Here is a 22,341-nt window from a genome sequence, read left to right as displayed (position 1 = left end):
ATATAAACCAACTGTCCAGACTTGTCTGCGTACGGGAGTTGACAGTCACTGAAGATTCCGGTTACGCAAGCGAAAGAAGCATGGTTTGCTTTATGGTTTTAAGCTCACCTGGATGGTTAGGTATTTTTGTAACGTTATACAAATTTTGAGCTTAAGAGACGATCAGAGTTGGGAATCGTGAAGGGGAAATTCTTGACCCACTCGATCTATGGAGTAGAATTAAAGTACGCCAAGTTGAGCAGGGAAGCACTCTTGTACTGTGTTTGTATGTTCACTTTTCATTCTGAGACGAAAAGTGACATCGAGGGGCCGCTTTTTGAACTGTTCAGGAGAAACTGGTGTCGCCAGGATTTGATCAAAATTTCAAAGAACTGGTCCGCCAGAGAACGAGTCTGGTCGAGTTGGTTTCCGAGTCAGTCCAGCTGATTCCCAACGGGCGGGATTTCAAGTGCCTTTGCCCTTTTCATAACGATCATAACCCCTCACTGGTTGTCTATCCCGATCGCGAAACCTGGCGCTGCTGGGTGTGTAACACCGGGGGAGACTGTTTTGAGTGGGTCCAGAAGTACGATGATGTCGAGTTTTTCGAAGCTTTGAAGATTCTGGCCGAGCGTGCTCATCTGGAAATGCCCCAGTTAGCGCGGCAGTCAAACGGCGCGCCACGATCAAATATTGTTGAAAAAACATCATTATTCGATGTGATGAAATGGGCGGAACAGCAGTTTCATGACTGTCTGATGAATACACGCGAAGGAGAAATGGCCCGCCGTTATCTGATGGAAGACCGGGGCTATACCGAAGAAACCATTCAGCAGTTCCGACTGGGCTTTCATCCGAATGACTGGCAATGGCTGGTCAACCGGTCACGGGGACATTATCCGGAGAGCCTGTTGTCAGAAGCCAGATTGATCTTTAAAAAGGAAGGTCATTCCCGCTATTCCGATTATTTCGTAAATCGGGTCATGTTTCCCGTTCGCGACGAACGGAAACGGGTTGTTGCATTTGGGGGACGGATCCTGCCTGGCTCCGCGGCGGAGGGAATCGCAAAATACTTTAACAGCCCTGAAAGCATTATTTTCACTAAGAGTAAGCTGTTATTTGGTTTGGATGAATCCCGCCAGACCATTCGCGAAACGGAAACGGTCGTTGTCGTGGAAGGGTACACTGATTGCATTACAGCACATCAGTTTGGTGTGACGAATGCGGTGGCGACATTAGGGACAGCTTTGACAGAAACTCATGTTTCTTATCTCAAACGTCTGGCGCGAAAAGTCGTATTAGTTTTTGATGGAGATACTGCGGGGCAACAGGCTGCAGAGCGATCTTTAACTAAATTTATTGCCCAGGAAGTTGATTTACGAATTTTAACACTGCCTGCAGGTAAAGATCCTGCTGAATTTTTAGAAGAACAGGGAGCAGAGCAGTTGAAGCAGTTGATCGCGGATGCTCCTGAAGCCTGGAATTTTAAATTGAATGTCTGTGTCCAGAAATTTGGACTGGAGTCTATTGACGGTCAACACCGAATTTTAGAAGAGATGCTGGAGTTACTGGCGTCAAGCCCTAACCTAACCGGCAAAATTCGTGAAGACATCATATTAAGAAAGTTGGCAGATCGACTGGGTTTAAACGAATCAGTTGTCCGAAAACGACTGAGTGAAGTGAAACAAAAAAAAAGCCCGAGTCTTAATACGAACCTCTCCTCCAGCGAATCCTACTCGACTCCGAGACCGACTGACACTTCCGGTAACTTCCAGGAAGCAGACAATTCAACGAAAGACAATCAACTTGAGAGCGAACTTCTTGAAATCATTTTTGTGTATCCCGAATGTGTCACTCGTATTCAACAGCTTATCTCCCCCGAAAACCTGAAAAATCCCCAGTTACGATTCCTGTATCAGTTATGTGTTGATTTGACTGAAGAGGGACTGGTACTGGATATCAATCGCATTTTGGATCGCATCGCTGATCCAGATCTGAAACAGCTGGTTGTCAAAATAGACGCCCATGCCCGCGAAAAAGCAGTTCACGCCAAACTGCTTGATGATCCGGCTCCACTTGAGGGAATTCCACATTTTCTGAAACATTCCATCAAGAATCTCAAATGGCGGGAAGAACGGGAACACCATGAAAAAACCAAAGGGCTGCTGTTCCAGAATGCCCAGAACCAGAGTTTAAATTCGGATGCAAAAGAACTGTTAAGAAAAGCATCTGAATTTCATCAAAAACGAAACATTAAAAAAATTCACTAGAGAATCTAACCAGACTGATTGGGAGAAGCAACGTGCACCGACTCGACGCCCGATTGAATGAACTAATTGAAAATGGCAAAAAGCAGGGTTACCTGACCTACGATCAGGTCAGCGCCTATCTGCCTGATGAAGCGCTGAATCCCGAAAAGCTGGATAATCTCCTGCTGACGATTGAGGAGATTGAGTTAGACATCATTCCGGATCAGATCATTACGATCTTACAGCCGGAGAAGCCCAAGGGACGCTCCCGCACTTCCGATGATCTCTCCCGTAGGATTGATGATCCCGTGCGGATGTATCTGACGCAGATGGGAGAAATTCCACTCCTGACGCGAGATGAAGAAATTCGTCTGGCGAAGAAGATTGAAATCACCCGCCGTCGCTTCCGTCGTGAATTATTGAGCAGCGACTATGCAATGCGTCAGGCGATTGAAATCCTGGATAAAGTACATAAATCCGAGCTTCCCTTTGACCGGACCATTAAGGTTTCCGTCACGGAAGGCCTCGAGAAGAATCAGATTCTGGGGCGGATGCCACACAATCTCAAGACGCTCGAATTCCTGAGTAATAAAAATGCCAGTGATTTTCAGCAGTTCGTCAATCCGGAACTGACCAAAAGCCAGCGAATGGAAGCTTATGCTTCACTACAGAAACGTCGTCGTAAGATGGCCACTCTGATTGAAGAATTAAGCCTGAGGACACAACGTCTGCAGATTGGTATGAAACGCCTGGAGCAGATTTCCCAACGGATGACGGAACTGGAAGATCAGATTCGCGACATGAGTGATATGCGAATCAAAAACTCCAAAGATGACCGAGCCAACCTGGAGCGAGAGCTGCAGGACCTGGTGGCCATGACCATGGAAACTCCCGAAACACTGCGGGAACGCATCAAAGCCGTCAAGCAGCGTTACCTGGACTATGAAACGGCAATGCGGGAACTTTCCGGCGGTAACCTGCGACTGGTGGTTTCGATTGCCAAGAAATATCGCAATCGTGGCTTAAGCTTTCTGGACTTGATTCAGGAAGGTAATACCGGTCTGATGCGTGCTGTTGATAAGTATGAGTATCGGCGGGGTTATAAATTCTCGACCTATGCGACCTGGTGGATTCGCCAGGCCATTACCCGTGCCATTGCCGATCAGGCTCGTACGATCCGGATTCCGGTGCATATGATCGAGACCATGTCGAAATTACGAAAGGTCAGTAAGCAGTTGCTGCAGGAAAATGGCCGCGAGCCTACCCTGGAAGAAACTGCGGAAGTGGCCGGCATCAGCCTGGAAGAGACGCGACGCGTACTCAAGATTTCGCGACATCCCATCAGTCTGGATCGACCCGTTGGTGAAAGTGAAGACAGCTACTTCGGTGATTTCATTGAAGATTCAGATTCAGACAGCCCGGTGAATACCGCCAGTCAGGAAATGCTCAAAGATAAAATTGATCATGTCCTCAAAACACTGACCTATCGCGAACGTGAAATCATTAAACTTAGATTTGGTCTGGGGGATGGTTACACCTACACCCTGGAAGAAGTCGGTCGGATTTTTAAAGTGACTCGAGAACGTGTACGACAGATCGAAGCCAAAGCGGTCAGGAAATTACAGCATCCTGTTCGCAGTAAACAGCTGCAGGGTTTCATAGAAGGCCTGGTTCCTGAATGGGGACAGGCCGAAACCGAAGAAGAGACGGCGGATGCCACAGCATCAGCCAGTATCTGAAATTCAAAACGCCGATCAATTCTGATCGGCGTTTTTTTTATGATCAAAACAGTACTGAAACCGAGTTTTCCCGGGAGAGGCTGAGAAGATCGGTCAGTTTTACAGCGTATGTCTGGCTATTTGGTACGAAAATCTTTATAACAAGGTAAAAGCACTGAGGCGCTGCCTTAATTGCCTCAAATATGAGCGTTTCCGGAGTTCTTTAACATGTCGACGACTGCTGCCAGTTTGAAAGCTTTACATCATTTGTATCTGAGACTGCATGATGTGAATCAGAAATTAGAACAGGGGCCCAAGCGAATTAAACTGAAGGAACAGTTCGCATTGGTGCAGGAAGACAAGCTCAAAGCGGTGCAGGATCAGGTCACTCAGCTGAAGAAGCAGGTCCACCAGAAAAACCTGGATCTGCAGACCAATGAAGCAAAAATCCTCAGCCTCAAAGGAAAACTGAATACCGCTTCGTCAAACAAAGAATTCGACATCATCAAAGGCCAGATTGAAGCTGACCAGATGGCCAACAGTGTGCTGGAAGATGAAATTCTGGAACTGATGGATAAAATTGACGCGACTGAAACGGAAGTTCAGGAGTGGGTCAGGAAAAAAGACACAGCGCACGCCGAAGCCAAAAAAATGGAACAGGATTTTGAGTCGATGCGCAACTCTCTGGATGAAGAGATCAAAGAGTGTAACGCGGCGATCGCAGATGCAGAGCAGATCATTCCTGACAGCATTAAAGTACAATTTGAACGACTCGTGCGAACACATGGAGCGGGGGCCCTGGCTTTTGTAGCCGGCAAATTCTGCTCTGCCTGTAATGTAATGATTGAGCCTCAGTTGCGCGTCGAGTTGAATTCAGGTCGACTTGTATTCTGTAAGTCTTGTGGGCGGCTGCTGTATATGGAAGATGCTTCCGAATAATCACAGCACGGGTTTTCAACGAGAGCGCATCACTTCGCGAGCAGATCGCATGTACGCATAGCGTCTGTCGATCTATTATATTCGGCCCAAACCGCTTTGGAGACGCGACAGTAAAACTGGACCGGTCCAGTCTTTTCCTCAGAAATCAGCGTCCCAGCAGAGCGAGTACTCCCAGCCCGTAAAACGTGTATTCCACGTCTGCCTGTTCATCCCAGCTGGCTCCTCGAAATCCACCCGTGGGAAACTCCAGCCACTCGGTCATAAATTTTTGTACCTGTTCCGGGTCGATCAATGTCTCCAGCTCCAGATCCTGTGCGGTCAACAAGCCTGTGAAGGTAGAGAGACCATCAGCAAATGGGATTCTGGTATTAGCCTGGAAGCCTCCTTCGGAACTTTTGACCTGTTTCAGGAAGTCCTGAACATCATTTTTGAGTTCGTCATCCATGCTATTCAATATTATCAATGTTGCCACTGCTGCCGCGGTAGGGTTTGTGCCACTCCGTTTCATGGGCGAGATTTCGACAAAACCACCATCGTCGCGTTGTCTGTCGTACAGAAATTGGATCAGATTGTTCGGATCAGGCAGATCCAGGCCGATCAACTGGTAAATCAGAATGACTAAAAAGCTATGATAAGTGCTTCCCAGTGCTCCCTGTTCCGACTTGGCATAGCCTCCATCTGCGGTTCGCAGGCGTTCCAGCGAACAGGATATTTCTGAATTCCAGTTGGCTGGCGCTGTTTGCAGCAGGTCTTCTCCACCGGATGCTTGAACAATCAACGCGCAGTAGAGCCAGCTTAACAGGTCAATGGTAGACAGTTTTTCAATTTGAAACTGTCTGAGATAGTCACTGATCTTCTCGCATTCGTCAGGTTTCACTCCGCCTAAGATTCCCAGGCTACGGACTGCAAAACCTGTATAATAGAGGTCTGATCCCCCTTCTCTGCCGGAAAACCCCCCGTCGGGCTGTTGTTGCGATAAAATAAACTGGCGATGTTTTTCCAGAGAAGTTGCTGGCCACTTTTCCAGACCCTCCGCCAGGCGAAGTGCCAGATTCAGTAAATAGGGCTGGTGATTCATAAAAAATGCGGGCCTTAAGCGGAAAAACCAGATGACAGGCAGTATTTGAAGCTGTTTTTCGCTGGACTATTTTTAAAATTGTCAAAAAATTCTCGTGGGAAATGTCAAATTCGTCTTTCGTCGGATCAGAATTTAGAATATGTTCCCGCCCAACATCTCTAAAACTCAAAGAATCATTCTCTCTCCAGACTGTAAAACAAGTAAACCATTCGGAACTCTCTTATTTTACTGTCTAACCGGTTTTGTCTGATCTTCAGACGGATCCACGATTCTTCCGAGCTACAATTCACATTAAAAACAACCAGTAAACTAATCAAATCACCGTAACATGTTTCCGTGAAAAAGCTGCTTTTTCCCGGTTCGTGTCACAACATATCCAATATCAGGATGACCAGTGCCTCATTTGAGGAAACCGTCATGATCACAGCCTCTCTCTTGATCTTGATTCACCGGTCAAACTGAACCCACTCCAGTAAATCAATCAATCAATTTAAATAGACATTCAATAACAGATGTGTCTCCATCTGCGAGTGTTTCTGCCTGTGGTGGAATCATCTGTCATCGAATGTGCGCGTAACGTAGATACGACTTGAATAATCGAGTCTGTGGAGAATTCTCCCTGGCTCATTACCGAATTCAGAAGATTTCTTGTTGAGATAATCTCATGGATTTTCCTGAAAATATTGTCATAGATCAAAACAAATTCATGACAGATCAAAATAGAACAAACCGGGACGAAAACGCCAAAATGCACTCAGCGTGCTTTGCCGAGGTGAAACAGATGCCTGTGTTGACATCAAGCTATTCTGGACGATTTATGAAAATTGCATTTCGCCTGATTGCCGGCGTAATCGTTCTGGCGATCTCCGCCATGTCAGGAACATTATTAGCCGAGGATGAAGTCGAATTTTCGACGATCATTGCTGACGGATCAGAGGCAACAGATACGCTTGATGGAATTTCATCAGTCGTGCCGGGTAACGGAATGGGAACACTCTTTCGGGCAGGTCACCAGGCGGGTAAAACCGTTGGTCTGGGCGAATCCATCTCTCACATCGAGGCCATGCCCTATCTGTTTACTCATACCAAAAACCCGGATGATGCCGGGATGATGTTTGGTAACTTTCGCCTGTGGCGAACCAATCGCGGTAACCTTGGTGGTGGCGCAGGCCTGGGCTATCGTTTCTACAATTACGACACAGACCGGATCTTCGGTACCAGTTTTTATTACGACCGTGATGATTCGACGGATAAAATATTCCAGCAGTTGGCATTGAACGTCGAGACCATGGGACGCTACTGGGATGCAAACGGAAACTTTTATCTGCCAATCGGAAATCGTGAACAGCAGTTGAACCTGGAGTTTAATGATGGCAGCCAGAGATTCTCTGGATTTAATGTACTGTACGATCAAACGCGGACCATCGGAAAATCGATGCGGGGGTTCGATGCGGAAATCGGGGTTCCCATCTGGGGTGAACTGGCACAACAGTTTCAGGCACGCGCTTACGCAGGTACGTATGGATTCCAGGCGTCAGAAAGTGCAGATGTCTGGGGCTGGCGTGGTCGTCTGCAGGCTTATCCTCTGCCTAATGTACTGACAGAACTCAGCATCACGAGCGATGACACTTTTAATACTAATGTCTTTTTCAATGTTACCTGGACCTTCGCCGGTCGTCCTGAGTGGAACCAGATGGAAAAATCCACCCAGATGTATCGTATGGCGGAACGGGTTCGCAAAAACTATAACGTTGTTGTCGAACAGAGTAAGGTTGTCGATTCCGGCCTGGTGGCAATTAACCCGGAAACCGGTTTACCCTGGACCATTTCTCATGTGGACTCTTATGCGGGAGCTGGTGGAACCGGAAGCGTTCTCGATCCTTACCAGACCATCCCGGAGGCACAGGCAGGCGTATCCCGGGACATTATCTTTACTCATGCTGGCAGCGAATATAGTAATGCTGCACCAATCACTCTGGTTGCCGGTGACCGGATTCTGGGTGAAGGACAGGGAGTAGATCATTTCATCAATATTCAGGGATTTGGATCAAAGTTACTACCTAACTCACCCCTCTATGGAAGTCCACTCAGGCCCAACAGTCTCATCAGACCTACGTTTAACGATACCGTCGGCGATGGTGCGATCCTGGCATCAAACAGTGAATTTTCCGGTTTCATCCTGAATAATGCGACAGGGCGTGGTATTGTCGGCATTGGAGTTTCAGAAACCGTTGTGAATAATGTTGATGTCAACAATGCCGTTGGCGAGGGAATCTATCTGAACAGTACCTCCGGCACCCTGACCTTTGAAACCACAAATGTAACGAACTCGGCGGGAGATGCCTTTGTCGTTGATGGCGGTAATCCATTGATCCGCTACGAAACGGGTACGATCACGAACACGGGAGCAGGTCGCGCCGTGTTGGTTCAGAATACCACGGGTGGTTCCGTGAATATGACAGGCTCAAGGATCAGTGATACCAACAGTCAGGGGGTCCTGATTAACAATATCGGCGGTGGAGCCGTATTGGATAATGTTACGATTACAGGCAGTACGAATGAAGGGATTCATGTGACTGGCGGTTCTGCCAATGCCGTGGTCACAATCAGAAATACCGCCCAGGCGGCCACCATCATTGATTCTGCCACCGATGCGAGCATTTTCGTTGAGGATTACCCGGGCGTCTTTCAGATGCAGGATATCGATATCCTGAACCGAAATGGTACCGGTATCCTGGTTGAAAACTTAACCGGTAACATGTCTGTCGTAGGGAACACCACAATCTCTGATGGAGTCTCCCTGGCGACTGAACATGGTATTGATATCAATAATACTTCTGGAAATATTTCGTTTGGCGGGAATGTCGGTGTTACAGGTAGTGCCGGCGAAGGGATCTCGTTCAATACGGGTGGTAACACTGGTACCTTCAGCGTCTCAGGGACAACCACGGTTTCCGGTACCGCAAATGAAGCCTTTATCGTTCTCGATGACAGTCCCATTATTCGCATGGGGAACATGGTACTTTCCAACAGCAGTACTACCAGCTCTGTGTTGTTGATCGACAATGCCGGACAGGGAGGAACCGCGGGTTCTGTATCCTTTAATAACACGACCGTCACCGGAACAACGAATGCCGCTGTGCCAGTCGTTCATATTCTGAATACAACTCCTATCGTAAGCTTTGGTTCTCTTAATGTGACAGCCAACAGTATCGCTTATGTAGCACCAGTAGTATTACCGGTTGTCGATCCACCAGTTGGCGTCTATGTGCATGATAACCCGGGTAATGTTAATTTCGGCGACTTGAATATCACCGCGGTTGATAACCTGGCATTGATTGCGAATGATAATGCAGGAACATTAAGCTCCACAGGTGGTATCATTACGGTAACCGATGCGGCAGCGATTGATATCGAAGACTCCAGTCTCTCTTTGAATCTCACCTCGGTCACCGCGGGACCCTCAAACGGGCCTGACTTAAACACAGTCAATAGCGCCGGAGATAACGCCTTTTATCTGAACAGTGCCGGTATTCGCCTGGTGCGTACCCCCGGACTATTCTCCATCGCCGGTGATGGTGCCACCATCGATGCTGGTGGAACAATCACTGCAACCACTCACGGTGTCTGGATGGAAGACATTGGTCGCGTCAACCTGGATGGACTGGAAATTCAGATCCCGACGGTTTCCGGTATCGAGTGGCATGAGACAGATGTTGACGATGGCCCACGCGTGAACCTCACACGTGTACGAGTCGAAGATTCGCTGGGCGATGGTGTCCGAATTGTCAATGGTCGCACATTCCAGATGGTCGATTCCGAATTACTGGATAACGGTACTGATAATACTGAGCATTCGATTGACTACCTGGCCAATATTGAACTGGACGATACCGACGATGATGTGTTTGCCATCATCTTGCAGAACAATACCATTACTGACGACAGTGCAGATGCCATTCGTATTCAATCCGGTGGATTACTTGACGATTCCCTGCTGACCGTATCGATGGAAGGCAACAATATTACAAACAGTATCTCCAACACCGCTGGACTGAGTGTGATCTGGGAAGGTCCGATGGATATTACGGTTACCAATGGGAACCAGTTCTTTGGAACCGGGGCTACAAATAATCAGGGGATTGATATCGAGGCCACCAGCAGTGACCTGGAAGACCTGATGACATTGACCGTCACCAATAATAACAACTTTACAATCGCAGGAACAAACAGTGAAGGGATTCAGGTTACTACAGAAGGACCTTCCAACATCCTGATCGCCAATAATATCGATCAGGGCTTTGTCATGGCGGGTGAAGACTCGACCGGTCTGCGATTTCTGGATTTAGCTGCTAACTCCTCAGTACAAATCGATACAAATATTATCAATATGTCTGCAATAGGCGGCGACGCCATTTTCTTTGATCTGATTGATGCCACAAGTTCTTCTGTTGTCATTGATAACAACCTGATTGGTTTATTCGATGGCGGTTTTGATGATAACGAAACAGCAGTTGGCTTCAACGCGATGCTCAATGGTCCGCTGCAACTGGGAACTGGAATCAATAATATTGTGAATGTAACAACGGTCGGTAATAACAACAGTTTCATCCTGTTCAATCCTGGTGGTGGTACATTCGATGGCCAGATCAGCCTGAACGGATTCCTGCTGCCGTAAAGCCATACCTGAGTCAGTTTCATGTTTAAGAGCACGTTCGTGTGTTTTAATCCAAAAATTCAAGGTTTTAATCGATGAGTCGCACATCCTGGAAAGTAATGATGATTACTCCATTCAGACTGAGTGCACTACTGGTGTTGCTGTGCTCGACCGGCTTACCTGTCGGGATGCATAAAGTAGCAGCAGCCGATGATGGCACAACCGAATTTGTCATGCACGGTGATGCCGACATGGTGGATGAAGAAATTGTTAATGAATCAGGCCTGTTCTCAGGCGTCAATACCTATTCCCGATCTCTGGTTCGGCAGTTGCCCGTCGATCGGGGATGGACCTACGACTCTCCCATTGATAAGTCGATCAAAAGCATGTTTGGTTCGACAACTCTCAAACTGGAGTATCTGCACTGGTCCCTGGAAGGACCTGATAACATATTATTGAGTGCACCAATCCTGGGGGTTCCGGATCCAACTGAGCCAACACCTGTATTTGACCGTTCGACCGGTATTGCCCGAGGTGATGGTGTCGCTTTGAATTATATCGACCGTACCATGGATACGAACGGGATGCGGGCTACATTAGCGTTTCCCATACAGGATGGAGCAATCGAGTGGAATGCCTGGGGGATTTTCAAGAATAAATCGACTCGTCCTACTGATTCCATTTACGCAACTCAGTCGAATTCCATTCCCGATGATGACCTGGTCGTTGTGACCAACTTCAATATCAATGGAGCTCTGGCTTCCAATACAAACGTGTACGATACGAGCTATAGCGTGAACCTGAACACTGAGATGTTCGGTACCGGGGTGAATTATATCTTGGATCCCTACCTCCCCGGCGAAGGATTTCGGATGCAGCCTCTGTTCGGTTTTCGTTTCATCAGTCTGCGGGAAACAATGAACCAGGTAGGCGTGGATTCAGGTGGGGGAATCGGAACACCTCGTACTACAACCATCTATTCAAAAGTCGAAAACCGTGTGTTCGGCCCCAGCATTGGTGCCCGGGCAGAATACCGACACAGTCGCTTTACAATTGGGGCAGAACCCAAATTTACCTTCGGGTTCAATCGGGATACCGATCAGGTGCGAACAGATCAACTGTTTGAAGCCACCGACCCGACAATTGTTTCCGTACAGAAAAACAATGAGTTTTCTCCTACATTCCAGCTTTCCTTGTATGCCAAACTGAATGTGACTGAACATCTTCGCTGTTTCGTCGGGTACGATTACCTGTTTATTGGTCAGGTCTCGCGTGCTTACGATATCATTGACTACAATGAAGACCGGTCTTCTTCAAATCCGGCAACTGGTACGAAAGTCCGCCAGGAGCACTCCAAGTTCTCTGCCGATGGTATTACCGGCGGGATTGAACTTGTCTGGTAAATCTACTTACTGAGAAGTTCTTCGACTGACCGATGCGCTGGTGTGCTTCTTTTCCGGCTTACGCAACTGATAACGCAGACTCTCCGAAAATTGCTGATAGACCCTGCTTGCCTGGTCATGATTGATTTCGCCGGCATGGGCATGCAGTAGAAATCGAAATGTCAACGGCGTCTTTCGAGTTGTTTCCAGAGATCCGTGCATGCAGGGAGATGCTCCCATCCAGCCATCTTCCCGAACATGCCACGATACAGAATCCTCTGATGCTGCCACGGGATTTTCGGGATGATAAAAATAGGTGATTCCCTCTGTGATTTCAGGTGCAACAGGACCTGAATAATCCATCCATTCAGCCGGTTTACCAAAGATCTCTTTTTCACCCGACTGCTGGCGACTGTTCGTGATTTTTCCTGCACCGAAAAAACTGGAGATGGATTTCGCGACCCGCACCGCCAGAAAACCGAAATTCGTTTTCTGAAACTCCAGGGATTCTGCCATCGGATAAAATGTGGTTTGCAGTTCCAGAAACAGTTCCTGTTTTTGATTCGTACGTATTGCAGAAATCAGTTCCTGGCGCAGTAAAGGCTGTGGGTCATGTCCATCCCGCCATTCCAGTTCCACTGCCAGGATTGCTTCGTCGTCTGCTTCATCGAGGGAAAGCCAGCGTTTCTGTGCGATGGTCGCTTCCGTATTTTCTGCCCAGAAGTTGATTCCCAGTACCTGGTGGTGCGCGAACCAGACCGAACGATGATGGTCATGATTGGGAGCCCCGGGATGTCCAATGCGAGTTAACGGGATGCCGGACGGCCCGGTCAGCGGATAGAAAAAAGGGCGTGAATAATGGGTTGCATGATGCCAGCGCAACCGTTCCTTGCCCTGAATTCGAAACGAGAATTGAGATTCGGGCTGAGGAACAATCTGGCATTGCGGAAAAAGGGCGCTCATCTCCGGACTCCTCTCAAGCGGAAAGCATACGTCAGGTGTGTATCGGGACCTCGATTCAGAGTAGACCCTGATTTCAGCAATGTAAAGCTGACATCCGGAAAAGAGTTATGACATTGGCCAGACGATGGAAAGCAGGATGGTCGTCGCCATACTCGTACATCCCATCACAAACAGCAGGGGGGTCCAGGATTTAAGGGCTTCCGCCTCGGTCAGGCCACTCATCTTACAGAAAATCCAGAAACCACTGTCATTCATCCAGGAACCAATCAAAGAGCCGGCACCAATCGCTGTTGCCAGGTAAACGGGATCAAATCCGAGGGAGATTGGATTAACAGTGTTTGTAGTCAGCATGGCTGACAGCATTGCCGAAGTTGTAATCATCGCGACCGTACTGGAGCCTTGTGCCACTTTCAACAGGGCGGCGATTCCAAATCCCAGGAACAGAAAGCTCAACCCCGTTCCACCAGACTCGTTGCTGAACATCTCCTGAATGGCGGGACCGATTTTGGCCACGGTCAGCATTTTACCAAAGGCTCCTCCGCCTGCAGTAATCAGAATGATCACGCCGCCACTCATCAATGCCTGTTCAACGGTGGCACTCAACTGTAATAGAGTCATGCTGCGTTGTCTCAGCAGGATGATCAGAGAGATCGCTGTCGCAACCAGGAGTGCGAAGTTGGCATCACCAATGATCGTAGTATAAGGAGCGATATTGGTGAGAAGTTTCTGGGGGCCAATGTTGGCATCGACAAGTGAATTGACGAGTGTATTGGCGGTAATCATCAGCACCGGGAGGACAATCGGGAGCAATGAAACAAACAGCGAAGGGAGCTCGTGCTCTTCAAGCGGATCAGGTTCTTTATGTTCGGCGACGTCCCGCATGGGAATATCCATCATGTGATTGGAAAACTTTCCATACAGGATGCCAACCAGTGCAGCCGGTAAAGCAACCAGCACGCCGACAAAGATCATTTTTCCCAGGTCAACACCCAGGTATTCTGCCATCGCCAGAGGACCGGGAGTCGGAGGAACCAGTGTGTGAGTAATGGCGCCACCGGCGGCGATCGCCATGATATATAACAGGTAGTTACGATGCGTGCTGCGGTACAGTGAACGTGCCAATGGGATCAACAGGTAGAAGACCGTATCAAAAAAGACCGGCACAGCGAGGACAAAGCCACTTCCCATCAGCGCAAACGATGCATTCTTTTCACCTAATGCCTTGAGAAAAGTGCGCACAATTCTGTCCGCTGCACCACTATCCATCATGCATTTACCGATGATCGCAGCCAGCGCAATGACGATACCGATCCCGGAGACCGAGTCACCAAAGGCGATCGCGACCCGTTTCATGCGATTAATTCCCTCGGCAGATTCGGGACCCAGCAGACTGACTACCATGGCAGCAGTGATCAATGCCAGAAAAGCATTAATCCGGAGAAAGATAATCATCCCGATGACTATGGAGATACCGATCGCCAATATGACGAATGGCTCGTCCAGATAGCTGAACAATTTATTGAAGCGGATCGCTGATAGGATAAATGGACTGTTTTCCAACATAAGCGCTTCTCCGGGAAAATCTTAGATGAATCTTCATGAATGGGTACGAGCATTACATAGAATTGTCGCTGACGCAACCCACCGCGCCGTAGAAATTGAGGCCTCTATTACTGAAGTAAATTAAGAAAAGGTGATGCTTCCGTTTAAAATCTGTTTGCAGTACGATGATTCTCTGTTGCCTGTCATACAACTATTGCGAAAAGGATCTGTGGCTCATGTCGGAAACGCGCCCCTTGATGAGAATGTGTTTTTTGTTCTGTATCAGCTTTGTTTTCTTCTGTGTCATCGCCGATGATCTTCCCGGTGCCGATGTGACGGACGCAGCGGCGCGACAGGCCATGCAGAAGGCAACGAATTATTTTACCAGCCAGGTTTCCACCGAAGGCGGTTATCTCTGGCTGTACAGTCAGGATCTCAAAGAACGGGAAGGGGAAAATCAGGCGCCTGCTTCGCGTGTCTGGGTTCAGCCTCCGGGAACCCCCAGTGTGGGCGAAGCGTATCTGAGAGCTTATCAGAAAACCGGTGAGCCTTATTTACTGAAAGCAGCGAAATCTGCCGCCTATGCTCTGGTCAACGGACAACTGAAATCGGGTGGCTGGAATTACTACATCGATTATGAAGATCGCAAATCTTATCAGTATCGTGTGAATGGCGGCGGTCCCAAGGCACGCAATACAACCACACTGGATGATAATACGACTCAGGCCGCATTACAGTTCCTGATTCTGATGGATCAGGAACTGAAGTTTCAGGATCAATCAATTCACGAAGCAGCCATGTATGCATTAAACGCATTACTGAAAGCCCAGTATCCCAATGGAGGCTGGCCGCAACGCTTTGACAGTCCACCCGATCCCCAAGAGTATCCTGTGATCAAAGCGAATTATCCGGAAAGCTGGCCGCGCGAGTTTCCTAAGAAAAAGTATCTCAATTACTACACCTTTAACGACAATCTGATTGAAGATCTGGTAGACGTGATGTTTCTGGCACATCACGTGTATCAGGATGAGCGCTATCAGCAGGCTGCATTGAAAGCGGGAGACTTCATCATTCTGGCCCAAATGCCCGAACCACAGCCAGCCTGGGCACAGCAGTATAACAGCCAGATGCAACCAGCCTGGGCTCGCAAGTTCGAACCCCCTGCCGTGACCGGTGGCGAGTCGCAAGGCATTATCAAAACGCTGATGCAGATCTATATTTATTCTGGTGATAAAAAATATCTGAAACCGATTCCACCTGCCCTGGCGTATTTAAAAAAGTCGGAACTGCCTGATGGAAAGCTGGCCCGGTTTTATGAGTTGAAAACCAATCGTCCCCTGTACTTTACGAAAAAGTATCAGTTGACCTACAACGACAATGACCTCCCCACACATTACGGCTTCATTATTAAATCCGGTGTCGATTCTCTGGAGGGTCGTTATCGTAGACTGCTGGATGATTCACCTGAGAAACTGGCTTCCATGCGGTTTCCCACACATCGGGTCCGTTTGACTCCTTCGTTGACAGCGAAGGCGAAATCTGCCATCGAGTCCCTGAACTCCGAAGGTGCCTGGTTGAAACAGGGCGATCTTAATGCATCGGGCAAAGAAAATTTGCGCACGATTGATACCCGTGTCTTCATCCGGAATCTGAACACTTTGGCTGATTTTGTCGCTGCAAAACAAAAGGACTAATCAAGTCGTATCGTGAAATAGAGTAGCAAGACAGATCAGGCATTTTCTGCAATCGACCGCATACGTTCCAGGCCGAGCCGGGCAACACTGAGCGGGTCCTGCTGCCAGAGGTCGTCGCGAAACAGTTCCAGTGAAAGCCAGCTGTTGTAACCAATCTGTTTTAAGAGCCGGCAATAGCGGGTCAGGTCGAGGTGCCCGTCGCCAGGAAGCACACGATCCGGATCCATCTGCTGTTCGCGGGGAATCGTATCGACGGCGTCGTTGAAATGGGAAATCGCGATCTGAGCTGGTTTCAGCTGCGCGATCGTTTCCATGCTGCCTCCGCCGCGGAAGACATGAAACGGATCGAGGACTAACGTCGCCTGGGGATGTGCCGATTTCTCGACGACCTGCAGTGCGTCTTCGATTTTTGTGACGGCTTCGACGAAGCCCAGGAATTCGACTGCCGGTTTGGCCCCTGCTTCAATGCCGGCTTCAAGCAGTTCCCGATAGCGTTTGCCGCCCAGATCATAATCGGGGACTTCACGATGCGGACAGGCGATGACATATTCCGCCCCCAGTTCGGCAGCGATTTTGATGCGTTTCAGACAGATCTCAAACACAGTCGGGTACTCTTCTTCTGATGCGGACCACCAGTCTCGCAGCATGATCATGGTGGGAATGGCCAGGCCGGATTTCTGAATTGCCGCAGAAATTGTCTCCAGTGTTCCTCCTGCCTCCAGATATGCTTCGATTTCATCAAACCACAGCTCAATGCCTTCGTAGCCGGCTTCCGCCGTCACGCTGATTTTTTCAAGCAGAGGAGTGGTACGGATTGTACTGGCATTCAGGCTGTAACGAAAAGCACTCATAGAGCGGATCCTCTAAAACAAAAACGAAGAAATGATTCAGCATTCGGCACTGATCTTACGTAAGAATAAGATACGGCTACTGTTTCTGCCATCAGCAACTGATCTGATCATTCTGCAATAATTGATCGAATTGATCAACTCAGGCACTCACCCGAAAGGTTCCTCGACTCCAGCCGCTCAATCAGTCACAATAGTCAGGTCGATCAGCGTTGATTCAAATCCAGTACATAAACTGAACACTGTAGATGATATGAATAGACTTGCTCCCAACCTGGACTGTCTCAGAGGCCCTGTATCTTTTTCACTGGCAATCTGTTTCTGTCTGCTCGCCGCGTGTAGCTCTGAAAAAAAATCGCCGCAAGCAGCTGAAGAATCCGTGGTGATTGTCGCTGATGCTCCCGTCGAAACAGCGGGAAGTGAAAAAACTGTTCCGCCACAGAACGTCAGGCAAAATACGCCTCAGCCTGAAAAAACTCCGGCCACGTCATCCACGGCCGCTCCCGAAGCTTCGAAACCGGATCAGACGATCTACCGCCCCAGTGATCAGAGGCCCGTCCATAATAATCAGCGACTGGAACTTTTGGGGATTAAATGTTACGAATCTCCGCGGCTGAAACTGTACACAGATATTGATCCCAAAATTGCAGTCACGCTACCGGCGGTGATCGATCAGGCTTATGCTTCGCTGGCCGACTATTTTGGTCCGCTGCCTCCCGATCGTGAAGGAACGGAATTTCAGGTCACCGGTTACATCATGCAGAACCGGGCCCTGTTCAGGGAAGCGGGGGTGATTCTGGATTCACTTCCGGCAATTGTGAACGGTCGGCATCAGGGGGCTCAGTTCTGGATGGACGCACAGAGTCAGCCTTATTACCTCAAACATCTGATGCTGCATGAATACACGCATTGCTATAGCATGATCATGGGGGACATTGGTGCTCCGGTCTGGTATCTGGAGGGCATTGCAGAGTCAATGGCAACCCATACCACGGACGCAGACGGTAAGATTCACTTAAATGTGATGCCTCATAATAAAAATGATTTTGGTGGCCTGGGACGAATCACTCTGATTGAAGATGCAGTGGAACAGGCTCCCCCCAGGTCGATTCAGGAGATCATGCAGTTTCATCCGGCAAACTTTTTATATAACAATGAAGAATATGCCTGGTCCTGGGCCTTATGTCAGTTTTTTGATAAGCATCCTGTCTATGGAAGCCCATTTCGCGAACTGGCTCAGCATATGCATGGAGACGGGTTCTCTAAAAAAATTCAGGAAATGCTGGGCGATGATTATGCCAAAGTGAATGATGACTGGATGCTGTTCGCCCGCAATCTGCAACCGGGCTACGATTTCCAGAATGCGGCAGTGACGTTTGCTTCAGGTGAATCTTTGCGGCCTGATAGCAGCGCGACGGCAGTGGTAAACAGTCAAAAAGGCTGGCAGTCAAGTGGAATTCATGTCGAGCAGGGAATTGTATATGAAGTCAGTGCTACGGGGCGATTTACGCTGGCTCAGAAACCAAAGCCGTGGGAGAGTACTGCGGACGGAATCAGTTTTCAGTATTTCAAAGGACAGCCATTGGGGCGGTTGATCATGATGATTCAACCGGATCCGGATATGAAGCTGACCCATCCCAATTCGATCTTAAAAGAATACCCGCTTGGTGCCCATGCCAGCTGGATGGCTCCCGTGAGCGGTACCGTTTATTTTCGCTTGAACGATGCCTGGAATTCACTGGCGGATAACAGGGGGGAAGTAGAAGTCACACTGCAGCGAAAGTCAAAGCCGACCACTGGAGATGATTCGGACAGATAAACGGATTGGTACGTTGCAGACAGAACCGATATTCTTTGTTGATGCGTGATCATCAGCTTTAATCCGATACAGAGGAGCGGCAGTATGTTAAATCAGAATCTGGAAAACCTGGCATTATCACATCAGGCATCCCGTAGATTGTTTCTGAAACAGTCTACCGCCGCACTGCTGGCAGGAACTATGACGCAAACAGGTGTCTCGCTTGCTGCTGAGACTGCGCCGGTAAAACCAAAACCGGGTATCAAAAAAGCGGTGAAGTATCAGATGATTACGGAACCCGTTTCAGTGCTCGATAAATTCAAAATGCTGAAGGATCTCGGCTTTGACGGGACGGAAATTCATTATCGTTCCAAGGTGGATCCCAAAGAAGTGCGACGGGCCATTGATGAAACGGGAGTGCAGGTTCACGGGTTTCTGAACAGCAGTCGCGACGAACTGAAAGATTCCATCGATCAGGCAAAATATTACGGCGGTACGAGTGTGCTGGTCGTCGCCGGCCGCGTGGATAACAGCCATCCGTATGATGTGGTGTATCAACAGCAGCAGGCCAAGCTGAGAAAGCATCTGCCTTATGCCGAGCAGCAGGGCATAAAACTGCTGGTGGAAAATGTCTGGAACAATTTTCTGTTAAGTCCGCTGGAGATGGCGCGTTTCATTGATGAACTGGAGAGTCCCGCGGCAGGCGTGTATTTCGATGTTGGAAATGTCGTTCGGTTCGGCTGGCCCGAACAGTGGATTCGCATCCTGGGCCCCCGGATTGTCAAACTGGATATCAAGGAATACAGTCGCAAGAAACAGGTCGACGAAGGACTCTGGAAAGGTTTTCAGGTTGAGATTACGGAAGGGGACTGCAACTGGTCTGAAGTGCGTAAAGCCCTGGCAGACATAGGTTACACACAAGGCTGGGCGACAGCGGAAGTCAAAGGAGGGGATCGCCAGAGATTGCAGGATATTTCGGAACGCATGGATCGTGCACTTGATCTTGCCTGAGACAGAGTTGATAATAAATTAAGGTCATTTAGTAGCCATGCTGTCAGATGACCGTCCTCATATTAATCCTGCCTGTAGTTAGCTCTTCAACAATTATTTGCGTAGTAGATACAGATTAAGAACCCTGTCTACCATCTGAATGAAAGGTTTTTCCATGTCCGAAAAAGCATCTGAACAACAGCCGAACCAGAGTCGCCGTAAATTTATGAAACAGTCTCTGACCACGCTGGCAACAACGGGGCTGGTTGTAAATCCGGCATTAACTTCTGGTGCTTTTGCTGCCAGTACCGAATTGATTAAAGTCGGACTGGTTGGTTGTGGCGGTCGTGGAACAGGAGCGGCAGCACAGACCCTGCGGGCGGATTCGAATGTCGAACTGGTCGCACTGGCGGATGCATTTGGCGATCAGCTGGAGCAGAGTTATCAGAACCTGAAAAAAACGGAAGTTCAGGATCGCATCAAAGTCGACGCGGACCATAAATTTGTCGGTTTTGATGCCTTTCAGAAACTGATTGATTCTGATGTGGATCTGGTTATTCTGGCAACACCTCCTCATTTCCGTCCACAGCATCTGCAGGCATGTATCGATGCCGGCAAGCATGTGTTCTGTGAAAAACCGGTCGCCGTGGATGCACCCGGGATTCGCTCTGTACTGAAAACAACTGCTGAAGCGAAAAAGAAAAACCTCACGATCGTTTCCGGTCTCTGCTGGCGGTATGAGACGGGGATGCAGGAGATGGTCGATAAAATTCATAATGGTGGCATTGGTGATATCATCGCCATGCACAGCACCCGCTATCTGGGCGGAGTTGCCAAAATGGTGAAACGCAAGCCGGAATGGTCAGACATGGAATACCAGATGCGAAACTGGTATTACTACACCTGGTTGTCGGGTGACTTCAATACCGAACAGTTCGTGCATGAGCTGGATAAGCAGTCCTGGGTCATGGGAGAATATCCTGTCCGCTGCTACAGCACAGGCGGACGTCAGACCCGAACCGGTGAAGATTACGGACAAATATTTGATCACTTCAGTACGGTGTACGAGTATGCCAACGGGGCGAAGTTTGTCGCGTCCACCCGTCATCAACTGGGCTGCAGTTCCATGTTTGTGGATACCGTGTCAGGGACCGAGGGGACTGCCACGCTGATGAAATACCAGATCGAAGGTAAGAATCCCTGGAAAGGCGCTCGTCGTCGCACCAACATGCATCAGCTGGAACATAATGAGATGTACAAAGCCCTCAGAAATGGTGAAGTGATCAATAATGGCGAGTACATGGCGAACAGTTCCATGATGGGAATTATCGCCCGTATGTCTGCCTATACGGGCAAGACGCTCACTTGGGAAGAAGCCATGAATTCCAAAGAAGATCTTTCTCCCGAGAAATACGACATGACCATGTCGCTGCCCGAACCCAAAGTGGCGACACCCGGTGTGACTCCCTTCGTATGAACAGAGTCGACAAATCGAATTTGATTCAACAACCGGAGTGTGATTCGCACTTCGGTTGTTTTTCTACCGTGATATCAAAAGGATCAGTTTTACAAATTGAAAATGAAACCGGAGGAAGTGATGAATTCGCTCGCGAATTCGCTTTTACTGCTGGGAGTTGTGGCAGGGACCTGCCTGTATGATGCCGCTGCCACGTGCCGGGGTAATGAAAAATCAGCCAGCCAGACACAAGCGAAACCGCGTCTGACGCTCTCGCGTGAAAAAAACATGCTGTATATTCACGGCGATCATATTCCGGGGGGAAAGATCCCCATCAATTATCTGGAAGCTTACTGTCGCGCGAATTCGACTGATGCCGACTGGGGAAAGCATACGGTGGTCAAACACGAAACACAGACGCTCTCCCTGAACAAAGACCAGACCGTTCTGAAACTGAAATGCACGGTAGCCGATGGTGTAACGGTGCAGCATACAATTACCGCGCAGGGGGATGAGATCGACTTTCAACTGGTGGCCCACAATCCGACCGATCGACGGTCTGAAGTCCATTGGGCACAACCCTGTATCCGTGTAGGTGAATTTGCCGGCCTGGGCGCCTCCACGACAGATGATAAATATGCCTACATCAAAAAATCATTTGTCTTTCTGGATGGCAAGCCAGCCTTCATGCCGACCCGCAACTGGGCTACAAAAGCACGTTATGTACCCGGTCAGGTCTGGTGTCCGCAGAATGTGCCTCGCACCGATGTGAATCCCCGTCCGTTAAACAGTGAAGTTCCCAGTAATGGCCTGATCGGCTGTTACAGCGGCGATGGAGAGTGGATCTTCGCCACTGCGTTCGAACCGTATCAGGAACTGTTTCAGGGCGTGATTCGCTGTCTGCACGCTGATTTTCGTCTGGGCGGACTGCAACCGGGAGAGAAAAAAACCATTCGCGGGAAAATCTATATCGTTCCCGCCGACATGGAGGCACTGGTGAAACGCTACGAACGCGATTTTCCTGAGCAGGTAAAACAGAAATAAGGGT

At 48.8% G+C, this 22,341-nt stretch carries 14 protein-coding genes; 10 read left to right on the top strand and 4 right to left on the bottom strand.

All coding sequences use genetic code 11. The features are described from left to right. The first annotated feature begins 338 nt into the window (after positions 1–338). The 3 genes from dnaG (at position 339) to GmarT_RS22015 (ending at position 4,885) form a co-directional block, all read left to right on the top strand. The gene (gene dnaG / locus GmarT_RS22025; protein ID WP_002645725.1) at positions 339–2,249 is read left to right on the top strand and encodes a DNA primase; all 1,911 of its coding nucleotides are present in this window, start codon (positions 339–341) and stop codon (positions 2,247–2,249) included. 32 nt (positions 2,250–2,281) lie between these two features. Next, on the top strand, positions 2,282–3,967 hold the full coding sequence (gene rpoD, locus GmarT_RS30255; protein ID WP_002645726.1) for an RNA polymerase sigma factor RpoD: 1,686 nt from the start codon (positions 2,282–2,284) through the stop codon (positions 3,965–3,967). A gap of 207 nt (positions 3,968–4,174) precedes the next feature. Next, positions 4,175–4,885 carry a zinc ribbon domain-containing protein gene (locus GmarT_RS22015; RefSeq protein ID WP_002645727.1) on the top strand — a complete coding sequence of 237 codons (711 nt, stop codon included), beginning with the start codon at positions 4,175–4,177 and terminating at the stop codon, positions 4,883–4,885. 145 nt (positions 4,886–5,030) lie between these two features. On the opposite strand, the gene GmarT_RS22010 is transcribed toward GmarT_RS22015, so the two are convergent. After that, a complete protein-coding gene (locus tag GmarT_RS22010) occupies positions 5,031–5,963 on the bottom strand; it encodes a prenyltransferase/squalene oxidase repeat-containing protein (RefSeq protein ID WP_002645728.1) in 933 nt (310 codons plus the stop codon). 817 nt (positions 5,964–6,780) lie between these two features. Between GmarT_RS22010 and GmarT_RS22005 the strand changes: the two genes are divergently transcribed. Then, positions 6,781–10,641: a beta strand repeat-containing protein gene (locus GmarT_RS22005; protein WP_149303235.1), complete on the top strand. Its 3,861-nt coding sequence runs from the start codon at positions 6,781–6,783 to the stop codon at positions 10,639–10,641. Positions 10,642–10,715: 74 nt separating this feature from the next. Beyond that, on the top strand, positions 10,716–12,023 hold the full coding sequence (locus GmarT_RS22000; protein ID WP_081459447.1) for a BBP7 family outer membrane beta-barrel protein: 1,308 nt from the start codon (positions 10,716–10,718) through the stop codon (positions 12,021–12,023). Between the two features lie 6 nt (positions 12,024–12,029). Here the strand turns inward: GmarT_RS22000 and GmarT_RS21995 are convergent, their stop codons facing one another. Together GmarT_RS21995 and GmarT_RS21990 are read right to left on the bottom strand one after the other, a co-directional pair. Next, positions 12,030–12,965 carry a DUF6807 domain-containing protein gene (locus GmarT_RS21995; RefSeq protein WP_149303233.1) on the bottom strand — a complete coding sequence of 312 codons (936 nt, stop codon included), beginning with the start codon at positions 12,963–12,965 and terminating at the stop codon, positions 12,030–12,032. 105 nt (positions 12,966–13,070) lie between these two features. After that, complete coding sequence (locus tag GmarT_RS21990; protein ID WP_002645732.1) at positions 13,071–14,528, bottom strand: GntP family permease; 1,458 nt, start codon at positions 14,526–14,528, stop codon at positions 13,071–13,073. A 215-nt stretch (positions 14,529–14,743) separates the two neighbouring features. Here GmarT_RS21990 and GmarT_RS21985 point away from each other — a divergent pair, with 215 nt between their 5' ends. After that, entirely contained in the window at positions 14,744–16,201 is a 1,458-nt protein-coding gene (locus tag GmarT_RS21985) for a pectate lyase (protein ID WP_052301242.1), read from the top strand. 35 nt (positions 16,202–16,236) lie between these two features. On the opposite strand, the gene GmarT_RS21980 is transcribed toward GmarT_RS21985, so the two are convergent. Further along, the gene (locus tag GmarT_RS21980) at positions 16,237–17,052 is read right to left on the bottom strand and encodes a sugar phosphate isomerase/epimerase family protein (protein ID WP_002645734.1); all 816 of its coding nucleotides are present in this window, start codon (positions 17,050–17,052) and stop codon (positions 16,237–16,239) included. Between the two features lie 250 nt (positions 17,053–17,302). Between GmarT_RS21980 and GmarT_RS21975 the strand changes: the two genes are divergently transcribed. From GmarT_RS21975 to GmarT_RS21960, 4 genes are all read left to right on the top strand, one after another. Continuing rightward, positions 17,303–18,868 carry an SPOR domain-containing protein gene (locus GmarT_RS21975; protein ID WP_044237282.1) on the top strand — a complete coding sequence of 522 codons (1,566 nt, stop codon included), beginning with the start codon at positions 17,303–17,305 and terminating at the stop codon, positions 18,866–18,868. 84 nt (positions 18,869–18,952) lie between these two features. Further along, positions 18,953–19,858, top strand: a complete 906-nt coding sequence (locus GmarT_RS21970; RefSeq protein ID WP_002645737.1) for a sugar phosphate isomerase/epimerase family protein — start codon at positions 18,953–18,955, stop codon at positions 19,856–19,858. A gap of 154 nt (positions 19,859–20,012) precedes the next feature. After that, positions 20,013–21,314 (top strand): Gfo/Idh/MocA family protein, encoded by a 1,302-nt coding sequence (locus tag GmarT_RS21965; protein WP_002645738.1) that lies wholly within the window; start codon positions 20,013–20,015, stop codon positions 21,312–21,314. Between the two features lie 120 nt (positions 21,315–21,434). Beyond that, the gene (locus tag GmarT_RS21960) at positions 21,435–22,337 is read left to right on the top strand and encodes a hypothetical protein (protein ID WP_198139406.1); all 903 of its coding nucleotides are present in this window, start codon (positions 21,435–21,437) and stop codon (positions 22,335–22,337) included. Positions 22,338–22,341: the final 4 nt, after the last annotated feature.

Source organism: Gimesia maris, assembly GCF_008298035.1.
Lineage (GTDB): Bacteria > Planctomycetota > Planctomycetia > Planctomycetales > Planctomycetaceae > Gimesia > Gimesia maris.
The sequence above is the reverse complement of the archived record's forward strand: the minus strand, read 5'-3'. Positions and strand labels throughout refer to the sequence as shown.